Below are 20,046 nucleotides of genomic sequence, written 5' to 3'. Positions count from 1 at the left end.
TAACCGGCCACACGGTGTGACCATGACCGGGTTTCTCACCCGTCCTCCCCGAGCAGGAGCCGCTCCAGGCCCGCGCGGTCCGGGAGGTCCGGGGGGCGGACGGTCTCGCCGTCGCGGACGTACACGAAGGCGGCGGCGACGGCGGACAGCGGCAGGCCGTGCTGTTCGGCCCAGGCGAGGCGGTAGATCGCGAGCTGGAGGGGATCGGCGTCGTGGTCGCGGTTCGTCTTCCAGTCGACGATCTCGTAGGTGTCGCCGTGCGGGCCGCGCTCGCGGTACACCGCGTCAATCCGCCCGCGGATCACTCGGCCCGCGAGAGTGAGCTGGACGGGCACCTCCACCCGGTACGGGGTGCGCCGGGCGTAGGCGGTGCGCTCGAACGCGTCCTTGAGCTCGGCGAGGTCCCGCTCGTCGGCGATCTCCGGGGCGAGGCCGTCGGCGTCCTCGTCGTCGGCGCCGCCCGGCAGCTCCTCGGGGCCGAGCAGCGGGAGCGGCAGCTCCTCGAAGCGGGACTCCACCCAGGCGTGGAAGCGGGTGCCGCGGCGCGCGGCGGGCTGCGGCGGGCGCGGCATGGGGCGGGCCAGCTCCCGTGCGAAGCCGTCCGGGTCGGCGGCCAGCCTGACCAGCTGCGAGGCACTCAGCGACGACGGCACGACCACGTCCCGCACGCTCGCGCGGGCCCGGCGCAGCTCGCCCGCGAGCGCGTCCAGGTCGCGGTCCCAGGAGCCGACGAGGCGGGCCTCCTCGGGCAGCAGCCGCGGCGGTCCGCCGTGCGGCTCCGGGTGGGGGCGGCCGCCGGCCTCATCCGGGTGGGAGGCGGCGTGGTCGGGGCCGCCCGGTGCCCGCCGGGGGCCGGGCAGGGCGCCGTGCGCGGCCGCGTTCCCGGCGTCCTCGGCGTCCTCGGCCTCGGACGGCTCGTCGGCCGGTGCCGGGCGGGTGGTGGGCAGCGTGTCCCACGCCGCGAGGTCGTCCTCGGACACCTCGTCGAAGGCGGCGTCGTCGAAGGCAGCGTCGTCGAACGGCTCGTCCTCCGGCGGTGGGGGCCAGTCGGGGTCGTGGGCGGTGGTGGCCGGGTGCGGGGCGTCGTGGACGGCGGCGGCGGGGTGGTCCTCCGGGTGGTCCGCCAGGCGGGCGAGGTGGGCGAGGACGGCGTCCGCGGCGGTGCGGCGGCGGGCGAGGGACGCGGGATCCAGGGGCAGCGGCCAGGACCGCTCCGCGGCCGACTCCTCCAGGGCCGGGTTCTCCTCGCCCTCCTCCGGTGCCGACGCCCAGGCCTCGATCTCTCCGTGGCCCGCCTCGCAGTGCTCCCGGAGGGCTTCGAGGAAGGCGGACGGGCCGCGCGGCTTCTTCTGGCTCGGTCCCCACCAGTGGCCGGAGGCGAGGAGCAGCGACCGGGGCCGGGTGAAGGTGACGTAGCCGAGGCGGAGCTCCTCGATGCGCTGGTGTTCCTTCATGGCCGCCTTGAAGGCGGCGAGCCCCTTGGCGTCCCAGGCGCCGACGTCGGGGAGGGTGTCCGCGTCGCCCCGCAGCGCGTGCGGCAGCACCTTCGCCTGGGCCGTCCAGGACTCGCGGGACTGCTCGCTGGGGAAGGTCTTCGTGACGAGGCCGGGGACCGCGACCACGTCCCACTCCAGGCCCTTGGACTTGTGGGCGGTGAGGACCTTGACGGTGTTCTCGCCGCCGGGCAGGGAGCTGTCGAGGCCCTTCTCGTACTGGGCGGCGGTGCGCAGGAAGCCGAGGAAGGCGAGCAGGGTGGCCTCGCCGTCGACGGCGGCGAACCCGGCGGCGATGTCCAGGAACGAGGAGAGCGTCTCGCGGCGCCGGGCGGCCAGCGCGTGCGGCGACGCGGAGAGCTCGACCTCCAGGCCGGTGGTGGCGAGCACCCGGTGCAGGACGTCCATGAGCGGATCGGCCAGGGAGCGTCGCAGCTCGCGCAGCTCCCTGGCGAGCCGGGCGAAGCGGACGCGGGCCGCGGCGGAGAACGGCAGTCCGTCGTCCGGGCCGGCGGTCAGGAACGTGTCGAGGGCGTCGGCGAGCGACACGGCCTCGGCCGGGTCGACGCCTTCGACCGCCTCGGCGAGGCGCCGGTCGGGGTCCGAGCCCGCGCTGCCGTAGGGCACGAGCGTCCGCGCGCGGCGCCCGAGCAGCGCCAGGTCACGGGGGCCGATGCGCCAGCGGGGACCGACCAGGAGCCGGACGAGCGCGGCATTGGCCGTGGGGTCCTGGAGCACCTCGCAGACGGCGACGAGGTCGGCGATCTCCGGCAGGTGCAGCAGCCCGGACAGGCCGACGACCTCCACCGGGACGTCCCGCTCGACGAGGGCGCCCTGGATCTGCGCGAAGTCGACGGCGGTGCGGCACAGTACCGCGATGTCACCGGGCCGGGTGCCCGTGCGCACCAGGTGGGCGAGGGAGTCCGCGAGCCAGTCCAGCTCCTCGGCGTGGGTGGGCAGCAGGGCGCAGCGCACCACGCCGTCGCGCTCGGCGCCGGGGGCGGGCCGCAGGGCCTCGACACCTTCGTGGCGCTCCCGCAGCGGGGCGGCCAGGCCGTTGGCCAGCTCCAGGAGCCGGCCGCCGCTGCGGCGGTTCTCGCTGAGCGCGAAGCGCTGGGCGGGGCGCCCGTCGGCGTACGGGAAGTGGCGCGGGAAGTCGTCGAGGTTGGCCACGGAGGCCCCGCGCCAGCCGTAGATGGCCTGGCAGGGGTCGCCGACGGCGGTGACGGCGTGCCCGGTGCCCCCGCCGAACAGGCCCGCGAGCAGCAGTCGCTGGGCCACGGAGGTGTCCTGGTACTCGTCGAGGAGGACGACCGCGAACTGCTCGCGCAGGATCCGCCCGACCTCCGGCCGGGTGCCGGCCAGCTCGGCGGACAGGGCGATCTGGTCGCCGAAGTCGAGGAGGTCGCGCGCCCGCTTCTCCTTGCGGTAGGCGGCCACCAGGCCGAGGAGCTCGAGGCGGGCGCGGGCGGTCTCGGGCACCTGGCGCAGCTCGGCGTTGGAGAGCTTGGCGCTTTCGAGGGCGGTCAGCAGCTCGGTGTCGTAGGCCCGGAGGTCCTCGGGGCCTACGAGGTGCTCGGCGAGTTCGCCGTCGAGGGCGAGGAGGTCGGAGACGAGATCGCCGAAGGAGCGGGTGAGCGCGGGGTACGGGCCGGGCGAGGTGCGCAGCACGCGGGCGGCGAGCTGGAAGCGGGTGGCGTCGGCGAGCAGCCGGGAGCTGGGCTCCAGGCCGATGCGCAGGCCGTGCTCCTTCAGGAGCCGGCCGGCGAAGGCGTGGTAGGTGGAGATCTGCGGGTCGCCGGGCGCCCGGTCGGGGTCGCTCGGCTCCGGGTCGGTGACGCCCGCCTCGACGAGGGCCTTGCGCACCCGCTCGGACAGCTCGCCCGCCGCCTTGTTGGTGAAGGTGAGGCCGAGGACCTGCTCGGGCGCGACCTGCCCGGTGCCGACGAGCCAGACCACGCGGGCGGCCATGACGGTGGTCTTGCCCGAACCGGCTCCGGCCACGATGACCTGCGGGGCGGGCGGCGCGGTGATGCAGGCCGTCTGCTCCGGGGTGAACGGAATGCCGAGCAGCTCCTTGAGCTGCTCGGGGTCGGTCAGGCGCGGGGTCACACGAAAACGCTAACGGCCCACACTGACATCACTGAACTCCGCAGGTCAGAGCCCTCGACCGGGCAGCGGACCTCACTCCACGACCTGACGGCCCTCCGGCCGGGCCGTGCAGGAGGCGCGGAAGGAGCAGTGGGTGCAGTGCCGGCCGGGGCGGGGGGCGAAGCGCTCCTCCAGGACCCGGCCGGCGGCCTCGGCGAGGAGGCCGCTGATCCACTCGCCCTCCCCCAGCGGGTCCTGCGCCTGCACCTTGGGGAGGGCGTCGCCGCCCTCCTTCTTCGCGGCCCCCTGCCGCAGCTGTACGAGCTCCGCGCCGCCCGCGATCGGGCGCACCCCGTCGAAGAGGTCGTCGACGGCGCCCTGCTCGACCGCGAGCTGGTAGACGGCGAGCTGGGGGTGGCGGGCCACGTCGTTCGCGGAGACCGCGCCCTTGCCGGTCTTGAAGTCGACGACGTAGGCGCGGCCGTGGGCGTCCGTCTCCACCCGGTCCATGGAGCCCCGGACGCGCACCCGGTAGTCCCCGGTGGCGTTCAGGGTGACGTCGAAGGAGTGCTCGGTGGCGACGGGGGTGCGGCCGCCGCGCTCCATCACGTGCCAGCGCAGGAAGCGTTCCAGGGCCGCGCGGGCGTTCTCCTTCTCCTGCGTCGACTTCCAGGGCGCGTCGAAGGCCAGCGCGTCCCAGACGGATTCGAGGCGTTCCATGAGGACGGCGAGGTCGGCCGGGGTGCGCCCGGAGGCGACCTCGTCGGCCAGGACGTGCACGACGTTGCCGAAGCCCTGGGCGGCGGTGGCCGGGGCGTCCGCCTTCACCTCGCGGCCGAGGAACCACTGGAGCGAGCAGGTGTTGGCCAGTTGGTCGAGGGCCGAGCCGGACAGCGCGACGGGGTGTTCCCGGTCGCGCAGCGGGGCCTCGCTGTGCGTCGGCTCGTCCAGGCCCCACCAGCGGTAGGGGTGAGCGGCGGGGACGAGGGGCTGGCCCTCGTCGTCGCTCAGCGCCGCGAGCCGGGCGAGCCGCTCGGCCGCCGCGGCCCGCAGGGCGTCCGAGGCGTCGGGGTCGACGGTGGTGGCGCGCAGTTCGGCGACGAGCGCGGCGACGGCCAGGGGGCGGCGCGGCCGCTGGGTGACGTCGACGGGCTCGGTGCCCAGCTCGGTCAGGAACCGGGAGGGCTGGTCGCCGTCCTCGGCGGCCGCCTTGACGGCGGTGACGACCACGCGCTCGCGCGCACGCGTGGCGGCCACGTAGAACAGGCGGCGCTCCTCGGCGAGCAGCGCGCCGGGGCTGAGCGGCTCGGCGAGGCCGTCGCGTCCGATGCGGTCGGCCTCCAGGAGCGAGCCCCGGCGCCGCAGGTCCGGCCAGAGGCCTTCCTGGACCCCCGCGACGACGACCACCCGCCACTCCAGGCCCTTGGAGCGGTGCGCGGTCATCAGGCGTACGGCGTCGGGCCGCAGGGCCCGGCGGGTGAGGGTGTCGGCGGCGATGTCCTGGGCGTCGAGCTCGTCCAGGAAGTTCAGGGCACCCCGGCCGCCGGTGCGCTCCTCCGCGCGGGCGGCGGTCTCGAACAGCGCGCACACCGCGTCCAGGTCCCGGTCCGCGTTCCGTCCGCCGGCCCCGCCGCGCCGGGCGGCCCGCTCCAGCCGCTCCGGCCAGGTGGTGCCGTTCCACAGCGCCCAGAGCGCCTCTTCGGCGGTGCCGCCGCCTTCGAGGAGTTCGCGGGCGGTGCGCAGGAGCGCGCCCAGGCGCTGCGCGCTCCGCGCGTAGGACGGGTCGTGCGCCACGAGGCGCTCCGGTTCCGCGAGGGCCTCCGCGATCAGTACGTCCGAGGGGCGCGGCACGGCGTGGCCGGCGGCGCGTTCCTCGTCCCGCAGGGCACGGCCCAGCCTGCGCAGGTCCGCGGCGTCCATGCCGCCGAGCGGCGAGGTGAGCAGGGTGAGCGCGGTCTCGGGGTCGAGGTGGGCCGCCGGGTGGGAGGCATCGGAGGGGGCCGGGGGTTCGGCCACCGCGCGCAGGGCCGTCAGCAGCGGCGCGACCGCGGGTTCGTGGCGCAGCGGCAGGTCGTCGCCGTCGACCTCCACGGGCACGCCCGCCGAGGTCAGGGCGCGGCGCAGGCCCGGTATGGAGCGGGCGCCCGCGCGGACGAGGACGGCCATGTCGTGCCAGGGGACGCCGTCCTCCAGGTGGGCGCGGCGCAGGATGTCGGCGATGTTGTCGACCTCCGCGCCCGGCGTCGGGTAGGTGTACGCCTCCACCCGGCCGCCCTCGCGGACGGCCGTCAGCTCACGGTGGGCGCGCACGGCCCGCGCCGGCAGGCGGGTCAGCGGCATCCGGCGGGTGAGCAGCCGGGTCGCGGCGAGGAGGGCGGCGCCGGAGCGGCGCGAGACGGTGAGGACCTCGACCGGGGCGGCGGACCCGTCCCGGCGGGGGAAGGCGTCGGGGAAGTCGAGGATGCCGTTCACGTCGGCGCCCCGGAAGGCGTAGATCGACTGGTCGGGGTCGCCGAAGGCGACCAGGGTGCGCCCGCCGCCCGCGAGCGCGCGCAGCAGGCGCACCTGGGCGGCGTCGGTGTCCTGGTACTCGTCCACGAAGACCGCGTCGTAGCGCAGGGCCAGCTCGGCGGCGACGTCGGGCTGCTCCGCGAGCAGCACGGCCCGGTGGACGAGTTCGGCGTAGTCGAGCACTCCGCGCATGTCGAGCACGTCGAGGTACTCGGCGAGGAAGGACGCGGCGGCCCGCCAGTCGGGGCGGCCGGTGCGGGCGGCGAAGGCGTCGAGGGCCCCGGGGCCGAGCCCCAGCTCGCGGCTGCGCGCGAGGACCGCGCGGACCTCGTCGGCGAAGCCGCGCGTGGTCAGGCACGCGCGCAGCTCGTCGGGCCAGCCCACCGCCTCGCGCCCGGCGCGCTCCAGCTCGGCCTGTCCGGCGAGCAGCTCGCGCACGACGACGTCCTGCTCGGGTCCGGACAGCAGCCGCAGGGGGTCGATGAAGAGGTCGACGTCCTGGTGGGCGCGGACCAGGGCGTAGCAGTACGAGTGGAAGGTCGTGGCCCGCAGGCCGTGGGCGGCGCCCAGCCGGGCGGCCATCCGGTCCCGGAGTTCGACCGCGGCCTTGCGGCTGAAGGTGAGGACGAGGATCCGCTCGGGGTCGGTGCCCCGCCGCACCCGCTCGGCGACCGCCTCGACGAGCGTCGTCGTCTTGCCCGTGCCCGGCCCGGCGAGCACCAGCAGCGGCCCGTCCCGGTGGTCAACCACGGCGCGCTGTCGTGCGTCCAGCTCAGGAGGGCCCACCGGGCCCGGCCGGGTGCGCACGAGGCGGTACGCACCCGAAGAGGGCCGTCGCAGCTGCTGCTGCGGCGGGCGGGACGATACGGAGGAGCTCACGTGGGTTGCCGGTCCTGGTGGAGGTGCGGGGTGACGTACGGCCGTACGGGCCGGGAAGCGGCCTGGGGGTGAGGCGGGGCAGACGACGGAGGGCGGTCCCCGACGCTACGCCAGGAGGCACCCCGGGCGCAGGGCGTCCCGGGTGCCGCCGAACCGCCGCAGCCACCTCATCCGTTCGGATTACGCCCAGGCGTCATGGGCTCCGGCGGGGTCGGGCGGTACCCGGACGGCCGGGGCCGTCAGGTGTGCGGATTCACACCCGGCGCGGCGTCGTCGGCGCCGGTGCCGTCCCAGCGGGCCCGCCGCATGTCGAGCCGGGGCAGATGCCCGTCGGCGAAGCGGCCGGCCTCCCGCAGGGGGGTGTCCTCGTCGCGGTAGTGGTCCAGGGCGCGCAGCTCGTGGCCGGGCAGCAGCGTGCCGTCCGCGCGGACCACCCGCCACCAGGGCACCGGCCCGCCGTAGAGCGCCATGACCCGGCCCACCTGCCGCGGCCCGCCTTCCCCGAGCCACTCGGCGACGTCCCCGTAGGTCATCACCCGGCCGGGCGGGATCAGCTCGGCGACGGCCAGCACCCGCTCCGCGTACTCGGGAAGCCCGGCGGCCGGCCCGTGGTCCGTCGTCACGTCCTCGCTCATCCGGTCCATACTGCCGCACCGCACCGACAACGCCGGGGCCCTCTTGCGCGGACCCCTCAAGATCACCGAGAGTGCGTCTTTGCACTACAGGGCGTACGATCCGGAGTCCGCGCCCCCGAAATGCACCCTGATGCCCCCTTGCCCGGCGGGGTCATGCCACCATCTTCCGGGCGGTGAACTGGTGATACGAGACCAAGAAGAGACGGACGAGCAGGGCGCGCAGCCTCCCGAGGGAGCCCGCGCCCCCAAAGAGCTGCCCCGCCACGGGGGCGACCCCGGTGACCGCCCCGGCGCGGACCTCGGCAAACCGCCGTCCTCCAGCCCCTACGGCTGCGAGAGCGGCGAGTCCGGCCGCGGCTGCGAGGCGCACATCGACCAGGTCTCCGGCGACGAACCGCTGCTGCCCGCCCGTGTGCACCGGCCCGCCGACCTGGTCCGGCTCTTCCTCGGCATCCTCGGCATCGCCCTCGTGCTCGCCCTCGCGGCCTTCGCCCACGGCACCACCGCCGGCCTGTCGAAGGACATCGGCGACAGCACCGGCCGGGCGCCGCAGCTGCTGGCGAACTTCGCGGGGCTCGCCGCCAACATCGCCATCTTCATCGTCCCGGTGGCCTTCGCCATCGAACGGCTCATCAAACGGGACGGCCTGCGCATCGCCGACGGCGTCCTCGCGGCCGTCCTCGCGCACGGCGTCTCCCTCGCGACCGACCTGTGGGTCGCCGAGACCGCCCCGGAGACCATCCGCGCGGCCCTCACGCGGGCCGCCCCCACCGGCGGCTTCACCGACCCCGTGCACGGCTATCTGGCCCCCGTGATCGCCTATATGACGGCCGTCGGGATGTCCCGCCGGCCGCGCTGGCGGGTCGCGATGTGGGCCGTGCTGCTGCTGGACGCCTTCGCGGTGCTGGTCAACGGCTACACCACACCGTTCTCGATCGTCACCACCGTGCTGATCGGCTGGACCGTCGCCTACGGCACGCTCTACGCCGTCGGCTCGCCGAACGTCCGCCCCACCGGCCAGAACCTCCTCGCCGGGCTGCGCCGCGTCGGCTTCAAGCCGGTCACCGCGCTGCGCTCGGAGGACCCGGCCGACACCGAGCCGGACCGCCACCACGACCGGGGGCGCCGCTACATCGTCACCCTGGAGGACGGCCCGCCCCTCGACGTCACGGTCGTCGACCGCGAGCAGCAGGCGCAGGGCTTCTTCTACCGCCTGTGGCGGCGGCTCGCGGTGCGCGGCATCAACCAGCGCCGCAGCCTCCAGACCCTGCGCCAGGCCCTGGAACAGGAGGCGCTGCTCGCCTACGCGGCCATCGCCGCCGGCGCCAACGCCCCCAAGCTCATCGCCACCTCCGAACTCGGCCCCGACGCCGTGATGCTCGTCTACGAGCACATCGGCGGCCGCACCCTCGACGCCATCCCGGCAGAGGAGATCACCGACGAGCTGATGGCCGGGGCCTGGCGTCAGGTCCGGGCGCTGCAGTCGAGGCGGATCGCGCACCGGCGCCTGGACGGTGACGCCCTGCTGGTGGATCGTTCCGGCAATGTCGTCCTGACCGACCTGCGCGGCGGTGAGATCGCGGCCGGCGACGTGGTGCTGCGGATGGACGTGGCACAGCTGCTCGTCACGCTCGGCCTGCGGGTCGGTGCCGAGCGGGCGGTGGCCGTGGGCGTGGCCGTCCTCGGGCCGGACGCCGTCGCGAACAGCCTGCCGCTGCTCCAGCCGCTCGCCCTCACCCGCGTCAGCCGCGCCACCTTGCGCCAGCTGGCGCGCGAGCGCGCCCAGCGGGAACGCGAGAAGGTCCTGGAGGCGGCACGCGCCGCCAAGGAGAACGCCGCGAGCGGGGCCGAGGCCGAGCCCGCCGAGTCCGAGAGCGCGGGCCGCAAGGCGCTCAAGGCCGAGCGGCAGGCGGAGAAGAAGGCGATCGGCGAGGCGCTGGAGGAGGCCCGCGAGGAGGACCTGCTCGCGCAGATCCGCCGGCAGGTGCTGCTGATCCGGCCGCAGGCGCCGATAGAGCCCGTACGCCTGGAGCGGATCAAGCCGCGCACCCTGGTCACCTTCGTGGCGGGCGCGTTCGCCGCGTACTTCCTGCTCTCGCAGCTCACGCACATCCAGTTCGGCGATCTCGTCGACAAGGCCAACTGGGCGTGGGTGGCGGTCGCGGTGGGCTTCCAGGCCCTCACCTACGTCGCCGCCGCGCTGAGCCTGCTGGGCTTCGTCCCGGAGAAGGTGAAGTTCGGGCGGACGGTCCTCGCGCAGGTCGCGGGCTCCTTCGTGAAACTCGTCGCTCCGGCGGCGGTCGGCGGCGTGGCCCTCAACACCCGCTTCCTGCAGCGCGCGGGCGTCCGGCCGGGCCTGGCCGTGGCGAGCGTCGGCGCGTCCCAGCTCTTCGGCCTGGCCTGCCACATCATGCTGCTGCTGTCCTTCGGCTATGTGACCGGCACCGAGCGGAGTTCGTCGATCGGCCCCTCCCGGACGGTCATCGGCGGGCTGCTGACGGCGGCGGTGCTGGTGCTCGTCGTGGCCGCGATCCCGGTGCTGCGGAAGTTCGTGGCGACGCGGGTGCGGTCGCTGTTCGCGGGTGTCGTACCGCGCATGCTGGACGTGCTCCAGCGCCCGCAGAAGCTCGCCTCCGGCATCGGCGGCATGCTGCTGCTGACGGCGGCGAACGTGATGTGCCTGGACGCCTCGATCCGCGCCTTCGGCGGCGAGCTGAGCTACGCGAGCATCGCGGTGGTCTTCCTGACGGCCAACGCCCTGGGCTCGGCGGCCCCGACACCCGGCGGTGTCGGCGCGGTGGAGTTCGCCCTCACCGGCGCCCTGACCTTCGCCGGCCTCCCGGCGGAACAGGCGGCTCCTGCGGTGCTGCTGTTCCGCTTGATGACGCTGTGGCTGCCGGTGCTGCCGGGGTGGGTGTCGTTCTCGCACCTGACGCGCAAGGGAGCGATTTAGCAGGCTGCTGCCCCTGCCACGGGGGGTGGCGGCCTGCTGGTCGGGTGCGGCCCGCCACCCCAACGCCCGCCCTCCGGGCGGGGGCCGTCCCGCCGACAGCGGGTCCGTTTTCGCCCTCCGGGCGGGGCCTACGGCGGCCAGGCCGCAGCCAGTATCCGGGCGGCTGCCCATTCAAGCCCGCCCGGCGATTGAGGGCACACGTACCGCAGCCCCCGCCGCGCCGCGGACACCTGCAAGGCCCGCCCCATCAAGCCCGCCCGGCGATTGAGGGCACACATACCCGCAGCCCCCGCCGCGCCTCAAGGCACAGCCATCATCAGCCCGCCCGGACGGGCCACAGCATTTGCGAGGCAAATAACCAAACCCACCTTGCACCTGCGGGCCGCATGGCCATACCGTGCCGCGTATGCGGTCATACACCATCGGGCGGGCGGCCCGGCTTCTCGGGGTCAGTTCCGATACCGTCCGGCGCTGGGCGGACGCCGGGCGGATCCCCACCCGGAGGGACGACGCGGGCAAGCGGATCATCGACGGGCCCGACCTCGCCGCGTTCTCCGTCGCGCTCGCCGCCGAAGCGCACAGCGCCGAGGGCGACGAGGGGACGTACACCACCGCCCGTAACGCCTTTCCCGGCATCATCACCGCCGTCAAGCTCGGCGACGTCGCCGCCCAGGTCGAGGTCCAGGCCGGACCGCACCGCCTCGTCTCGCTCCTGACGCGCGAGGCCGTGGAAGAGCTGGGGCTCGCCGTCGGCATGGAGGCCGTGGCCAGGGTGAAGGCCACCAATGTGCACATCGACCGCGTCTGACCGCTGACCGCCCGGCCCCCTGGAGACCCCGATGCACCGCACCTTCGTACGTCGCGCCGCCCTGCCCGTGCTGGCCGGCGCGCTGCTCGTCCCCCTGGTCACCGCCTGCGGCAGCGGCGACAAGAACGACGACGAGGGCAACGGCGGGAAGAAGCCGACCACGCTGACCGTGCTCGCCGCCGCCTCCCTCACCGACGTCTTCAAGAAGGCCGGGGCCGCCTACGAGAAGGAGCACCCGGGCACGAAGGTGCGGTTCTCCTTCGCCGGGTCCCAGGAGCTGGCGGCGCAGGTGCGCCAGGGCGTGCCCGCCGACGCGCTCGTCACCGCCGACACCAAGACCATGGACGGTCTCAAGGCCGACACCGGCGCCCCCACCGTCATCGCGAAGAACCGGCTCACGATCGCCACCGCCAAGGGCAACCCGAAGAACGTCAAGGGGCTCGCGGATCTCGCCAAGAGCGACCTCAAGGTCGTCCTGGCCGCCCCCGAGGTGCCCGTGGGCCGCTACAGCCGCAAGGTTCTCGACCAGCAGCACGTCACGGTGAAGCCGGTCTCCCAGGAGCCGAACGTCCGGGCGGTGCTCAGCAAGGTCACCCTCGGCGAGGCCGACGCCGGGATCGTGTACCTCACCGACGCGGCCTCGGCGAAGGACAAGGTCGCCACCGTCACCGTCCCCGACGCGCAGAACGCGGTCGCCTCCTACCCGGCCGCCACCCTCAAGGGCTCCAGGAACGCCGGGGAGGCCGGTGACTTCGTGAAGTGGCTGGCGTCGGACGAGGCGCAGAAGCTGCTCCGTGCGGCGGGGTTCCAGCAACCGTGACAGCAACCGCGACCGCGACCGGAGCCCGTACGCGCCGGGGGCGCACGCCCTTGGCGCTCGGGCTGCCCGCCGCGCTGGGGGTGGCCTTTCTGCTGCTGCCCCTGGCGGGCATCCTCGCCCGTACCCCCTGGAGCACTCTCCCCTCCCGCCTCGGATCGCACGAGGTCACCGAGGCGCTCGGGCTCTCGCTGCTCGTCTCCGGCTGGGCACTGCTGCTCTCCCTGACGCTCGGCGTGCCGCTCGCGTGGCTGCTGGCCCGGGTGGACTTCCCCGGCAAGGCGGCGGTGCGGTGCCTGGTGATGCTGCCGATGGTGCTGCCGCCGACGGTCGCCGGTGTCGCGCTGCTCCAGGGGTTCGGGCGGCGGGGGATCCTCGGGCCGTGGCTGGAGTCGTGGTTCGGCGTGACCCTGCCGTTCTCCACGGCGGGAGCCGTGCTGGCGTCGGCGTTCGTGTCGATGCCGTTCCTCGTGATCAGCCTGGAGGGGGCGCTCGCGGGGCTCCACCCGCGCTACGAGGAGACGGCGACCTCGCTCGGCGCCGCCCCCTTGCGGGTGTTCCGCACGATCACCCTGCCCATGGTCGGGCCCGGGCTGATCGCGGGCGCCGCCCTCTGCTGGGCCCGAGCCCTCGGCGAGTTCGGCGCGACGATCACCTTCGCGGGCAATCTGCCGGGGACGACACAGACCCTCCCGCTCCAGGTCTATCTGCTCCTGCAGGAGGACCCGGAGGGGGCGACGGCGGTCTCGCTGCTCCTGCTGGCCATCGCCACCACGGTTCTGCTGGCGCTGCGCGGGCGCTGGCTGACGACCGGACGGGACGAAACAGCGCCGACGGGCGGTCTCCCCGAGCCCACCGCACCGAGTGAGCCTCATGTGGCCGCGCCCACACCGGCAGGCCCGACGGACGGGCCACGTCCCTTGCGCGCCACCGTGACCGGCGCGACCGCCGCGGACCTCGACGCGACCGCCGGCACCACCATCGCCGTCGTCGGCCCCAATGGCGCCGGCAAGACCACGCTCCTGCGGGCCCTCCTCGGCCTCACCCCCCGCGCCACCGCGGCCGCCCTGGCCCTCGGCGGGACGGACGTGTCCGACGTCCCCGCGCACCGGCGGCGCATCGCCTGGGTCCCCCAGGACGGCGCCCTCTTCCCGCATCTGACCGCTCTCGCCAACACCGCCTACGGTCTGCGCGCCCAGGGCGTCCCCAAGGACGAGGCGCGCCGCGAGGCGCGGCGCTGGCTCGACCGGCTGGGCGTCGGGCAGTTCGCCCACCGCAAGCCCGGCCGGCTCAGCGGCGGCCAGGCACAGCGCGTGGCGTTGGCGCGCGCCCTGGCCGCGCGCCCTCGACTGCTGCTGCTCGACGAGCCGCTGGCCGCCCTCGACCCGTCGACGCGGGCTCATGTCCGGCACACCCTGCGCACCCACCTCGCGGACTTCCCCGGCGTCTGTCTGATCGTCACCCACGACCCGGTGGAGGCCGTGTCGCTCGCCGACCGGATCCTCGTGCTGGAGGACGGCCGGACGGTCCAGTACGCGTCACCGGCCGAGCTGACCCGGCATCCCCGCTCCCCCTGGGTGGCCCGCATGCTCGGGCGCAACGCCTGGCCGGGCAAGGCCATGGGCGGGCGGACGCTGCTGCTCGACGGCGGCGCGAGCCTGGTCGTCGCGGACCCGGTACCCGGGGAGGCCACCGCCGGGCTGGCCGTCGTGGGCCCCGAGGCGGTGTCCCTGCACACCACCCGGCCCACCGGAAGCCCCCGGAACGTCTGGCGGGGCACCGTCCGGGAGATCACCGCTCAGGGCGGCCGGCTGCGCGTCCTGGTGGACGGCGAGCCGGACGTGGTCGCCGAGATCACCCCGTCCGCCGCCGCCGATCTGTCGTTGGCCGAAGGCGTGCCGGTGTGGGTGAGCGTCAAGGCGACCGAGGTCACGTTCGTCGCGCTGTGAGGCGGCCCGTCCGGCGTTTGAGGGCACAGCACAGCAGCCCGTCCGGCATTTGAGGACGCGCCCGCAGGGCGCCCGCCGCCGCAGGCGGCAGGACGACCAGCCGTCGGCAGGACAACCCGTAGCCCACGATCCGCCGGACACGGCTAACCCGTACGCCCCGCACGCCGCGCGCCCCTCTCACCCCCGGCCGGAGGATGGAAGCGCCTTCTTCCCCCGAGCTCCGGGAGTGCCACCGTGTCCAGACCGCTGAGGGTCGGCGCCCTGCTCTGCGCGCTACTCCTGACGGGCGCGGTGGCCGGCTGCGACGGCGGCGGCGCCGACCGTGCGGAAGCCGCGTCCTCCGCCTCGGCCGCGCAGCGGCTGGACTGGAAGACCTGCCCGGCGCCCAGCACCAGCCAGGGCACCGGCAAGGCGCCGGGCCGCGACTGGGAGTGCGCGACGCTGCGCGCTCCCCTGGACTACGGCCGCCCCGACGGGGGCAGCGTCGGCATCGCCATGATCCGCGCCAGGGCCACCGACCGGGCCCGCCGCATCGGCTCGCTCGTCTTCAACTTCGGCGGCCCCGGCGGCTCCGGCGTCGCCTCCCTCCCGGCCTTCGCCGACGACTACAAGACGCTGCGCACCCGCTACGACCTGGTGAGCTTCGACCCGCGCGGCGTCGGCCGCAGCGACGGGGTGACCTGCCTGGGCGACAAGGACCTCGACGTCTACTACGCGGCCGACGGCACACCCGACGGCAAGGACGAGGAAAAGGCCCTGGTGGAGCGGGTCGGGAGATACGCCTCCGGCTGCGAGAAGAACTCCGGGAAGGTCCTGCCCCACGTCGGGACGCAGAACACGGCCCGCGACATGGACCTGATGCGCCAGGTGCTCGGGGACGACAAGCTGCACTACTTCGGCATCTCGTACGGGACCGAACTGGGCGGCGTCTACGCCCACTTGTTCCCGAAGAAGGTCGGCCGGGCCGTCCTCGACGCCGTCGTGGACCCGTCCGACGACCCCGTGCAGGGCGCCCTCGGCCAGGCCAAGGGATTCCAACTGGCCCTCGGCAACTACATGGACGCCTGCGCGGAGACCTCCGACAACTGCCCCACCAAGGACCAGATCACCGATCTGCTCAAGCGCCTGGACAGCGATCCGGTGCCCGCCGGCGACACCCGCGAACTGACCGAGTCCCTCGCCACCGGCGGCATCGCCCAGGCGCTGTACTCCAAGGACTTCTGGGACTACCTCACGGAAGGCATCGAGGACGCCGAGAACGGCGACGGCAAACTCCTGCTCGCCCTCGGTGACTCCATGAACGGCCGGGGTGAGAACGGCCGCTACAGCTCGCTCCAGGCCTCCCTCGCCGCCGTCAACTGCGCCGACTTCGCGCAGCGCTACACGGCCGCCGAGATCGAGGAGAAGGTGCCGGAGTTCCGCAAGGCGTCCCCCGTCTTCGGGGACTTCATGGCCTGGAGCCTCACCCAGTGCACCGGCTGGCCCGTCAAGGGCGCCTGGCAGAACCCCGACGTGAGCGCCAAGGGTTCCGCGCCGATCCTCGTCGTCGGCAACACCGGCGACCCGGCCACGCCGTACGAGGGAGCACGCGAGATGGCGCGCGAACTGGGCCCGGGCGTCGGCGTGGAGATGACCTTCCGCGGCCAGGGGCACGGCGCCTACGACAGTGGCAACGCGTGCGTCACGAGGGTGGTCGACGCGTATCTGCTGGACGGCACGGTGCCCGCCTCGGGCACGGTCTGCTCATAGCACACATAGCACATCACACCGGCGCTTCGGACACACCGGATCGAATGTCAGTGGCCCGCACTACGATTCCCCGCACTGAAGTTCCGCACTGGGCAGGCGAGTCGACGAGCGGGGTGACGAGGTGCCGTACAGCACGTCACGGACCACCGGGCGCACGACACGGCTGCTCACCGGGGCCCTGGCCATCGCGGCCCTGGTGGCCGCCCTGGTGGCCCTGTGGCAGACGCAGTTCAGACCGATCGCACCGCCCGGGTACTGCTGGGGCACCTGGCCCGGGGAGGCCCGGGACGGCGGCCTCTTCCAGCGCGGCGTCCGCCACCGTACCGCCGACGAGCGCGCCCCCACGCCCGGACGGCCCAGCGGCCACTGCGCCTTGAGCTGGCGCGGCGGCCGGGGCCCGGAGGCGTACGAGCAGCGCGTCACGGTCCGGCTGGACACCGGTCCACGCGGCGTCGACCAGCGGCGGAGCTGGCTGGATGGGCTGTTCGCGGGCGGCGGCACGGCCCTGCCCGGCGGGCTCCCCGGGTTCGCCTCGGCCGGGTCGGGTGCGCTGGTGCTGCCCGAGAGCTGCGACGTGGCCGGCCGCCCCTCCGTCCTGTCCCTGACCGGCACCTTCACCGGCTCCACCGCCCGCACCGGCCACCCCGGCTTCCCCCAGGGCTCGGCACCGGAGATAACCGGAAAACTGCTGATAGAAATAGCCAATCGAGCGATAAACGTCAGCAGTTGCGCTTCCGGACCACCCCTGCGGTTGCCTCACGCCACAGCCGGAGACGGACCGGACGGCGAGGGCGGGGGCGCGGACGCGGGGACGGGTGACGACTGCGCGATACCCGCGCTCGCGGCCGCCGAGGCCAAGGGCACCAGGCACCCCGCCAGGACGGCGGGCAGCTCCCCCGGCACCCTGCGGACCTGCACCGTCCCCGCCGCCGACGGCCGGCCGGCGATCCGGTGGGCGGCCATCGGCATACCCCGGCTCGTCACCCTCTTCGACGGCCTCACGGGCGACCGGCCGCCCGCGCCCGGCTGGCGGGCCACCGGCCGTATCGAGGCGACGCGCGCCCTCGTACGGGCCGACTGCGCCGGCCGCCCCACGGTCTTCGTCCTGCGCACCGGGCCGGGCCGCACCCACACCCCGCTCGACGACGCGCGCGTCGCCTTCCCGGCCCTCGTCGACGGGGCGGCCGAGCGGGCCGGCTGCGCGCGCCTGCGCACCTGACCCGGCTCGCCGCCGGCGCCGCGCTCCGCCGCCGGCGGCGTTTCCCGGCGGCCCCGCCACCTCCCCCGCGGCCGGTCCGTAGAGTTTGAGCCATGAGTCCCATACGGCTACGGGCCACCGCCCTCGCCTCCGCCGCCCTCGCGATCGTCCTCGCCGCCACGGGGTGCGAGAACGGCAGGCCCATCGACGGCAAGAACAGCTCGGAGGACCGCGCCTCCGATGACGGCTCCCTGCGCTGGAAGAAGTGCTCCGCCCCCACCGCCGCCCAGGGCGGCGACGGAAAGGCGCCCGGCAGGGCGTGGGAGTGCGCGAAGCTGCCCGTACCGCTGGACTACGCCAAGCCGGACGGCGAGAAGATCGACCTCGCGCTGATCCGCATCAAGGCCAAGGACACCTCGCGCCGTATCGGATCCCTCGTCTTCAACTTCGGCGGCCCCGGTGGCTCCGGCGTGGCCACCCTGCCGGGTTTCGCCGACAGCTACGACAAACTGCGCGGCCGCTACGACCTCGTGAGCTTCGACCCGCGCGGGGTCGGCGAGAGCGCGGGCGTACGGTGCCAGAGCGACGCGGAGCTGGACGCCGCCGCGCAGCTCGACTTCACCCCCGACGACGACGCCGAACTCCGCACGGCCCTGGCCTCCAACAAGGCGTACGTGGACGCCTGCCGACGCAATTCGGCCAAGGTGCTCCCCCATGTGACCACGACGAACACCGCCCGCGACCTGGACCGGCTGCGGGCCGCCCTCGGTGACGCCAAGCTCCACTACTTCGGCATCTCCTACGGCACGGAACTGGGCGGCGTCTACGCCCACTTGTTCCCGAAGAAGGTCGGCCGGGCCGTCCTCGACGCCGTCGTCGACCCGACGCAGGACCCCGTGGGGGGCGGCCTCGGCCAGACGAAGGGCTTCCAGCTCGCCCTCGGCAATTACCTGAAGGACTGCGCCTCCCAGGGCGCCCCGGGTTGCCCGACGCAGGACCGGATCACCGACCTGCTGAAGAAGCTCGACGCGAAGCCGCTGCCCACCTCGCAGGGCGGCCGCAAGCTCACCCAGGACGAGGCGGTGAACGGCATCGCGGCCGCGCTGTACTCCAAGGAGACCTGGAAGTACCTGACGGTCGGCCTCCAGGAGGCCATGGGCAAGGGCACCGGCGACACCCTGCTGCTGCTCTTCGACTCCCTCGCCGGCCGTAACCCCGACGGCCGCTACAGCAACCTCCAGGCGGCCAACAGGGCCATCTCCTGCGCCGACGCCGAACAGCGCTACAGCGTGGACGACGTGAAGGCGAACCTGGCGGAGTTCCGCAAGGCGTCGCCGGTCTTCGGCGAGTCGGCGGCCTGGTCGCTGCTCGGCTGCACGGACTGGCCGGTCAAGGGGCAGTGGAAGGCGCCGGACGTGCGCGCCGAGGGCGCCGCCCCGATCGTCGTCATCGGCAACACGGGCGACCCGGCCACCCCGTACGAGGGCGCGCGGAAGATGGCGCGGCAGCTCGGCGAGGGGGTCGGCATCGAGGTGACGTACCGGGGCGAGGGCCACGGCGCGTACAACAGCGGCAACGCCTGCATGACCCGCGCGGTCGACGGCTATCTGCTGGACGGCAAGGTCCCGGCCGCCGGATTGAGCTGTTCGTAGACGCATCCGTCAGGACGCGAGCGAAGGGCCGGTCCGCATCCGCGGACCGGCCCTTCGTCATGAGCGCGACTGCATGAGCGCGACGGAGTGAGCGCGACGGCGTGAGCGCGTCTAGTAGACGGGCTTCTCGGGCTCGATCTGGTGGACCCAGCCGATCACGCCGCCGCCGACGTGGACGGCGTCGGCGAAGCCCGCGGCCTTGAGGACCGCGAGCACCTCCGCGGAGCGGACGCCCGTCTTGCAGTGCAGGACGATCTTCTTGTCCTGCGGGAGGCCCTGGAGGGCGCTGCCCATCAGGAACTCGTTCTTCGGGATCAGCCGGGCACCGGGGATGGAGACGATCTCGTACTCGTTCGGCTCGCGGACGTCGATGATGTCGATGTCGTCGCCCTCGTCGATCCACTCCTTGAGCTGCTTGGGAGTGATCGTGGACCCGGCGGCGGCCTCCTGGGCCTCCTCCGAGACGACGCCGCAGAAGGCCTCGTAGTCGATGAGTTCGGTGACCGTCGGGTTCTCTCCGCAGACCGCGCACTCGGGGTCCTTGCGGATCTTGACCTGGCGGTAGCTCATCTCCAGGGCGTCGTAGATCATCAGCCGGCCGACCAGCGGCTCGCCGATGCCCGCGAGCAGCTTGATGGCCTCGTTGACCTGGATGGAGCCGATCGAGGCGCAGAGCACCCCGAGCACGCCGCCCTCGGCGCAGGAGGGCACCATGCCCGGCGGCGGGGGCTCGGGGTAGAGGCAGCGGTAGCAGGGACCGTGCTCGCTCCAGAACACCGAGGCCTGGCCGTCGAAGCGGTAGATGGAGCCCCACACGTACGGCTTGTTGAGCAGCACGCACGCGTCGTTGACGAGATAGCGGGTGGCGAAGTTGTCGGTGCCGTCCACGATCAGGTCGTACTGGGAGAAGATCTCCTTGACGTTGTCCGCCTCCAGGCGCTCCTGGTGGAGGACGACGTTCACATACGGGTTGATGCCGAGGACCGAGTCGCGGGCCGACTCCGCCTTGGAACGGCCGATGTCCGCCTGGCTGTGGATGATCTGGCGCTGCAGGTTCGATTCGTCGACCTCGTCGAACTCCACGATGCCCAGCGTGCCGACACCGGCCGCGGCGAGGTACATGAGGGCGGGCGAGCCGAGACCGCCGGCCCCCACACAGAGCACCTTGGCGTTCTTCAGGCGCTTCTGCCCGTCCATCCCGACGTCCGGGATGATCAGGTGGCGGGAGTACCGACGGACCTCTTCGACGGTGAGCTCGGCAGCCGGCTCGACCAGGGGTGGCAGCGACACGGGGTCTCCAGGGTCATCCCC

General features: G+C 74.1%; 11 protein-coding genes. 7 read left to right on the top strand and 4 right to left on the bottom strand.

What is annotated here, in order from left to right:
• Positions 1–35: 35 nt before the first annotated feature.
• From AB8O64_RS23870 to AB8O64_RS23860, 3 genes are all read right to left on the bottom strand, one after another.
• On the bottom strand, positions 36–3,605 hold the full coding sequence (locus AB8O64_RS23870; RefSeq protein WP_370421285.1) for a UvrD-helicase domain-containing protein: 3,570 nt from the start codon (positions 3,603–3,605) through the stop codon (positions 36–38).
• A 72-nt stretch (positions 3,606–3,677) separates the two neighbouring features.
• Positions 3,678–6,974 (bottom strand): ATP-dependent helicase, encoded by a 3,297-nt coding sequence (locus AB8O64_RS23865; protein ID WP_370421283.1) that lies wholly within the window; start codon positions 6,972–6,974, stop codon positions 3,678–3,680.
• 239 nt (positions 6,975–7,213) lie between these two features.
• Positions 7,214–7,609 carry an MGMT family protein gene (locus AB8O64_RS23860; RefSeq protein WP_370421281.1) on the bottom strand — a complete coding sequence of 132 codons (396 nt, stop codon included), beginning with the start codon at positions 7,607–7,609 and terminating at the stop codon, positions 7,214–7,216.
• Between the two features lie 181 nt (positions 7,610–7,790).
• On the opposite strand from AB8O64_RS23860, the gene AB8O64_RS23855 reads away from it, so the two are divergent.
• From AB8O64_RS23855 to AB8O64_RS23825, 7 genes are all read left to right on the top strand, one after another.
• Entirely contained in the window at positions 7,791–10,562 is a 2,772-nt protein-coding gene (locus tag AB8O64_RS23855; RefSeq protein ID WP_370421279.1) for a YbhN family protein, read from the top strand.
• Positions 10,563–10,968: 406 nt separating this feature from the next.
• Positions 10,969–11,370, top strand: coding sequence for a molybdopterin-binding protein (locus AB8O64_RS23850; RefSeq protein WP_370421278.1), 402 nt, complete (start codon positions 10,969–10,971; stop codon positions 11,368–11,370).
• 31 nt (positions 11,371–11,401) lie between these two features.
• A complete protein-coding gene (gene modA / locus AB8O64_RS23845) occupies positions 11,402–12,190 on the top strand; it encodes a molybdate ABC transporter substrate-binding protein (RefSeq protein WP_370421277.1) in 789 nt (262 codons plus the stop codon).
• Positions 12,187–14,136 carry an ABC transporter permease gene (locus AB8O64_RS23840; RefSeq protein ID WP_370421276.1) on the top strand — a complete coding sequence of 650 codons (1,950 nt, stop codon included), beginning with the start codon at positions 12,187–12,189 and terminating at the stop codon, positions 14,134–14,136. Before modA ends, AB8O64_RS23840 begins: the two co-directional genes overlap by 4 nt.
• A gap of 234 nt (positions 14,137–14,370) precedes the next feature.
• Entirely contained in the window at positions 14,371–15,885 is a 1,515-nt protein-coding gene (locus AB8O64_RS23835; RefSeq protein WP_370421275.1) for an alpha/beta hydrolase, read from the top strand.
• A gap of 121 nt (positions 15,886–16,006) precedes the next feature.
• A complete protein-coding gene (locus tag AB8O64_RS23830; RefSeq protein ID WP_370421274.1) occupies positions 16,007–17,104 on the top strand; it encodes a hypothetical protein in 1,098 nt (365 codons plus the stop codon).
• Between the two features lie 92 nt (positions 17,105–17,196).
• Positions 17,197–18,735 (top strand): alpha/beta hydrolase, encoded by a 1,539-nt coding sequence (locus AB8O64_RS23825; RefSeq protein WP_370421273.1) that lies wholly within the window; start codon positions 17,197–17,199, stop codon positions 18,733–18,735.
• 111 nt (positions 18,736–18,846) lie between these two features.
• On the opposite strand, the gene moeZ is transcribed toward AB8O64_RS23825, so the two are convergent.
• Positions 18,847–20,025 carry an adenylyltransferase/sulfurtransferase MoeZ gene (gene moeZ / locus AB8O64_RS23820; RefSeq protein ID WP_130879771.1) on the bottom strand — a complete coding sequence of 393 codons (1,179 nt, stop codon included), beginning with the start codon at positions 20,023–20,025 and terminating at the stop codon, positions 18,847–18,849.
• Positions 20,026–20,046: the final 21 nt, after the last annotated feature.

It is taken from the genome of Streptomyces sp. QH1-20, from assembly GCF_041283565.1.
In the GTDB taxonomy this organism is placed as follows: domain Bacteria; phylum Actinomycetota; class Actinomycetes; order Streptomycetales; family Streptomycetaceae; genus Streptomyces; species Streptomyces syringius.
The sequence above is the reverse complement of the archived record's forward strand: the minus strand, read 5'-3'. Positions and strand labels throughout refer to the sequence as shown.

Bases quoted from the DNA above. Each gene is read 5' to 3' on its own strand.
- AB8O64_RS23860 (WP_370421281.1), bottom strand. From the start codon at position 7,609: ATGAGCGAGGACGTGACGACGGACCACGGGCCGGCCGCCGGGCTTCCC.
- modA (WP_370421277.1), top strand. From the start codon at position 11,402: ATGCACCGCACCTTCGTACGTCGCGCCGCCCTGCCCGTGCTGGCCGGC.
- AB8O64_RS23825 (WP_370421273.1), top strand. From the start codon at position 17,197: ATGAGTCCCATACGGCTACGGGCCACCGCCCTCGCCTCCGCCGCCCTC.
- AB8O64_RS23850 (WP_370421278.1), top strand. From the start codon at position 10,969: ATGCGGTCATACACCATCGGGCGGGCGGCCCGGCTTCTCGGGGTCAGT.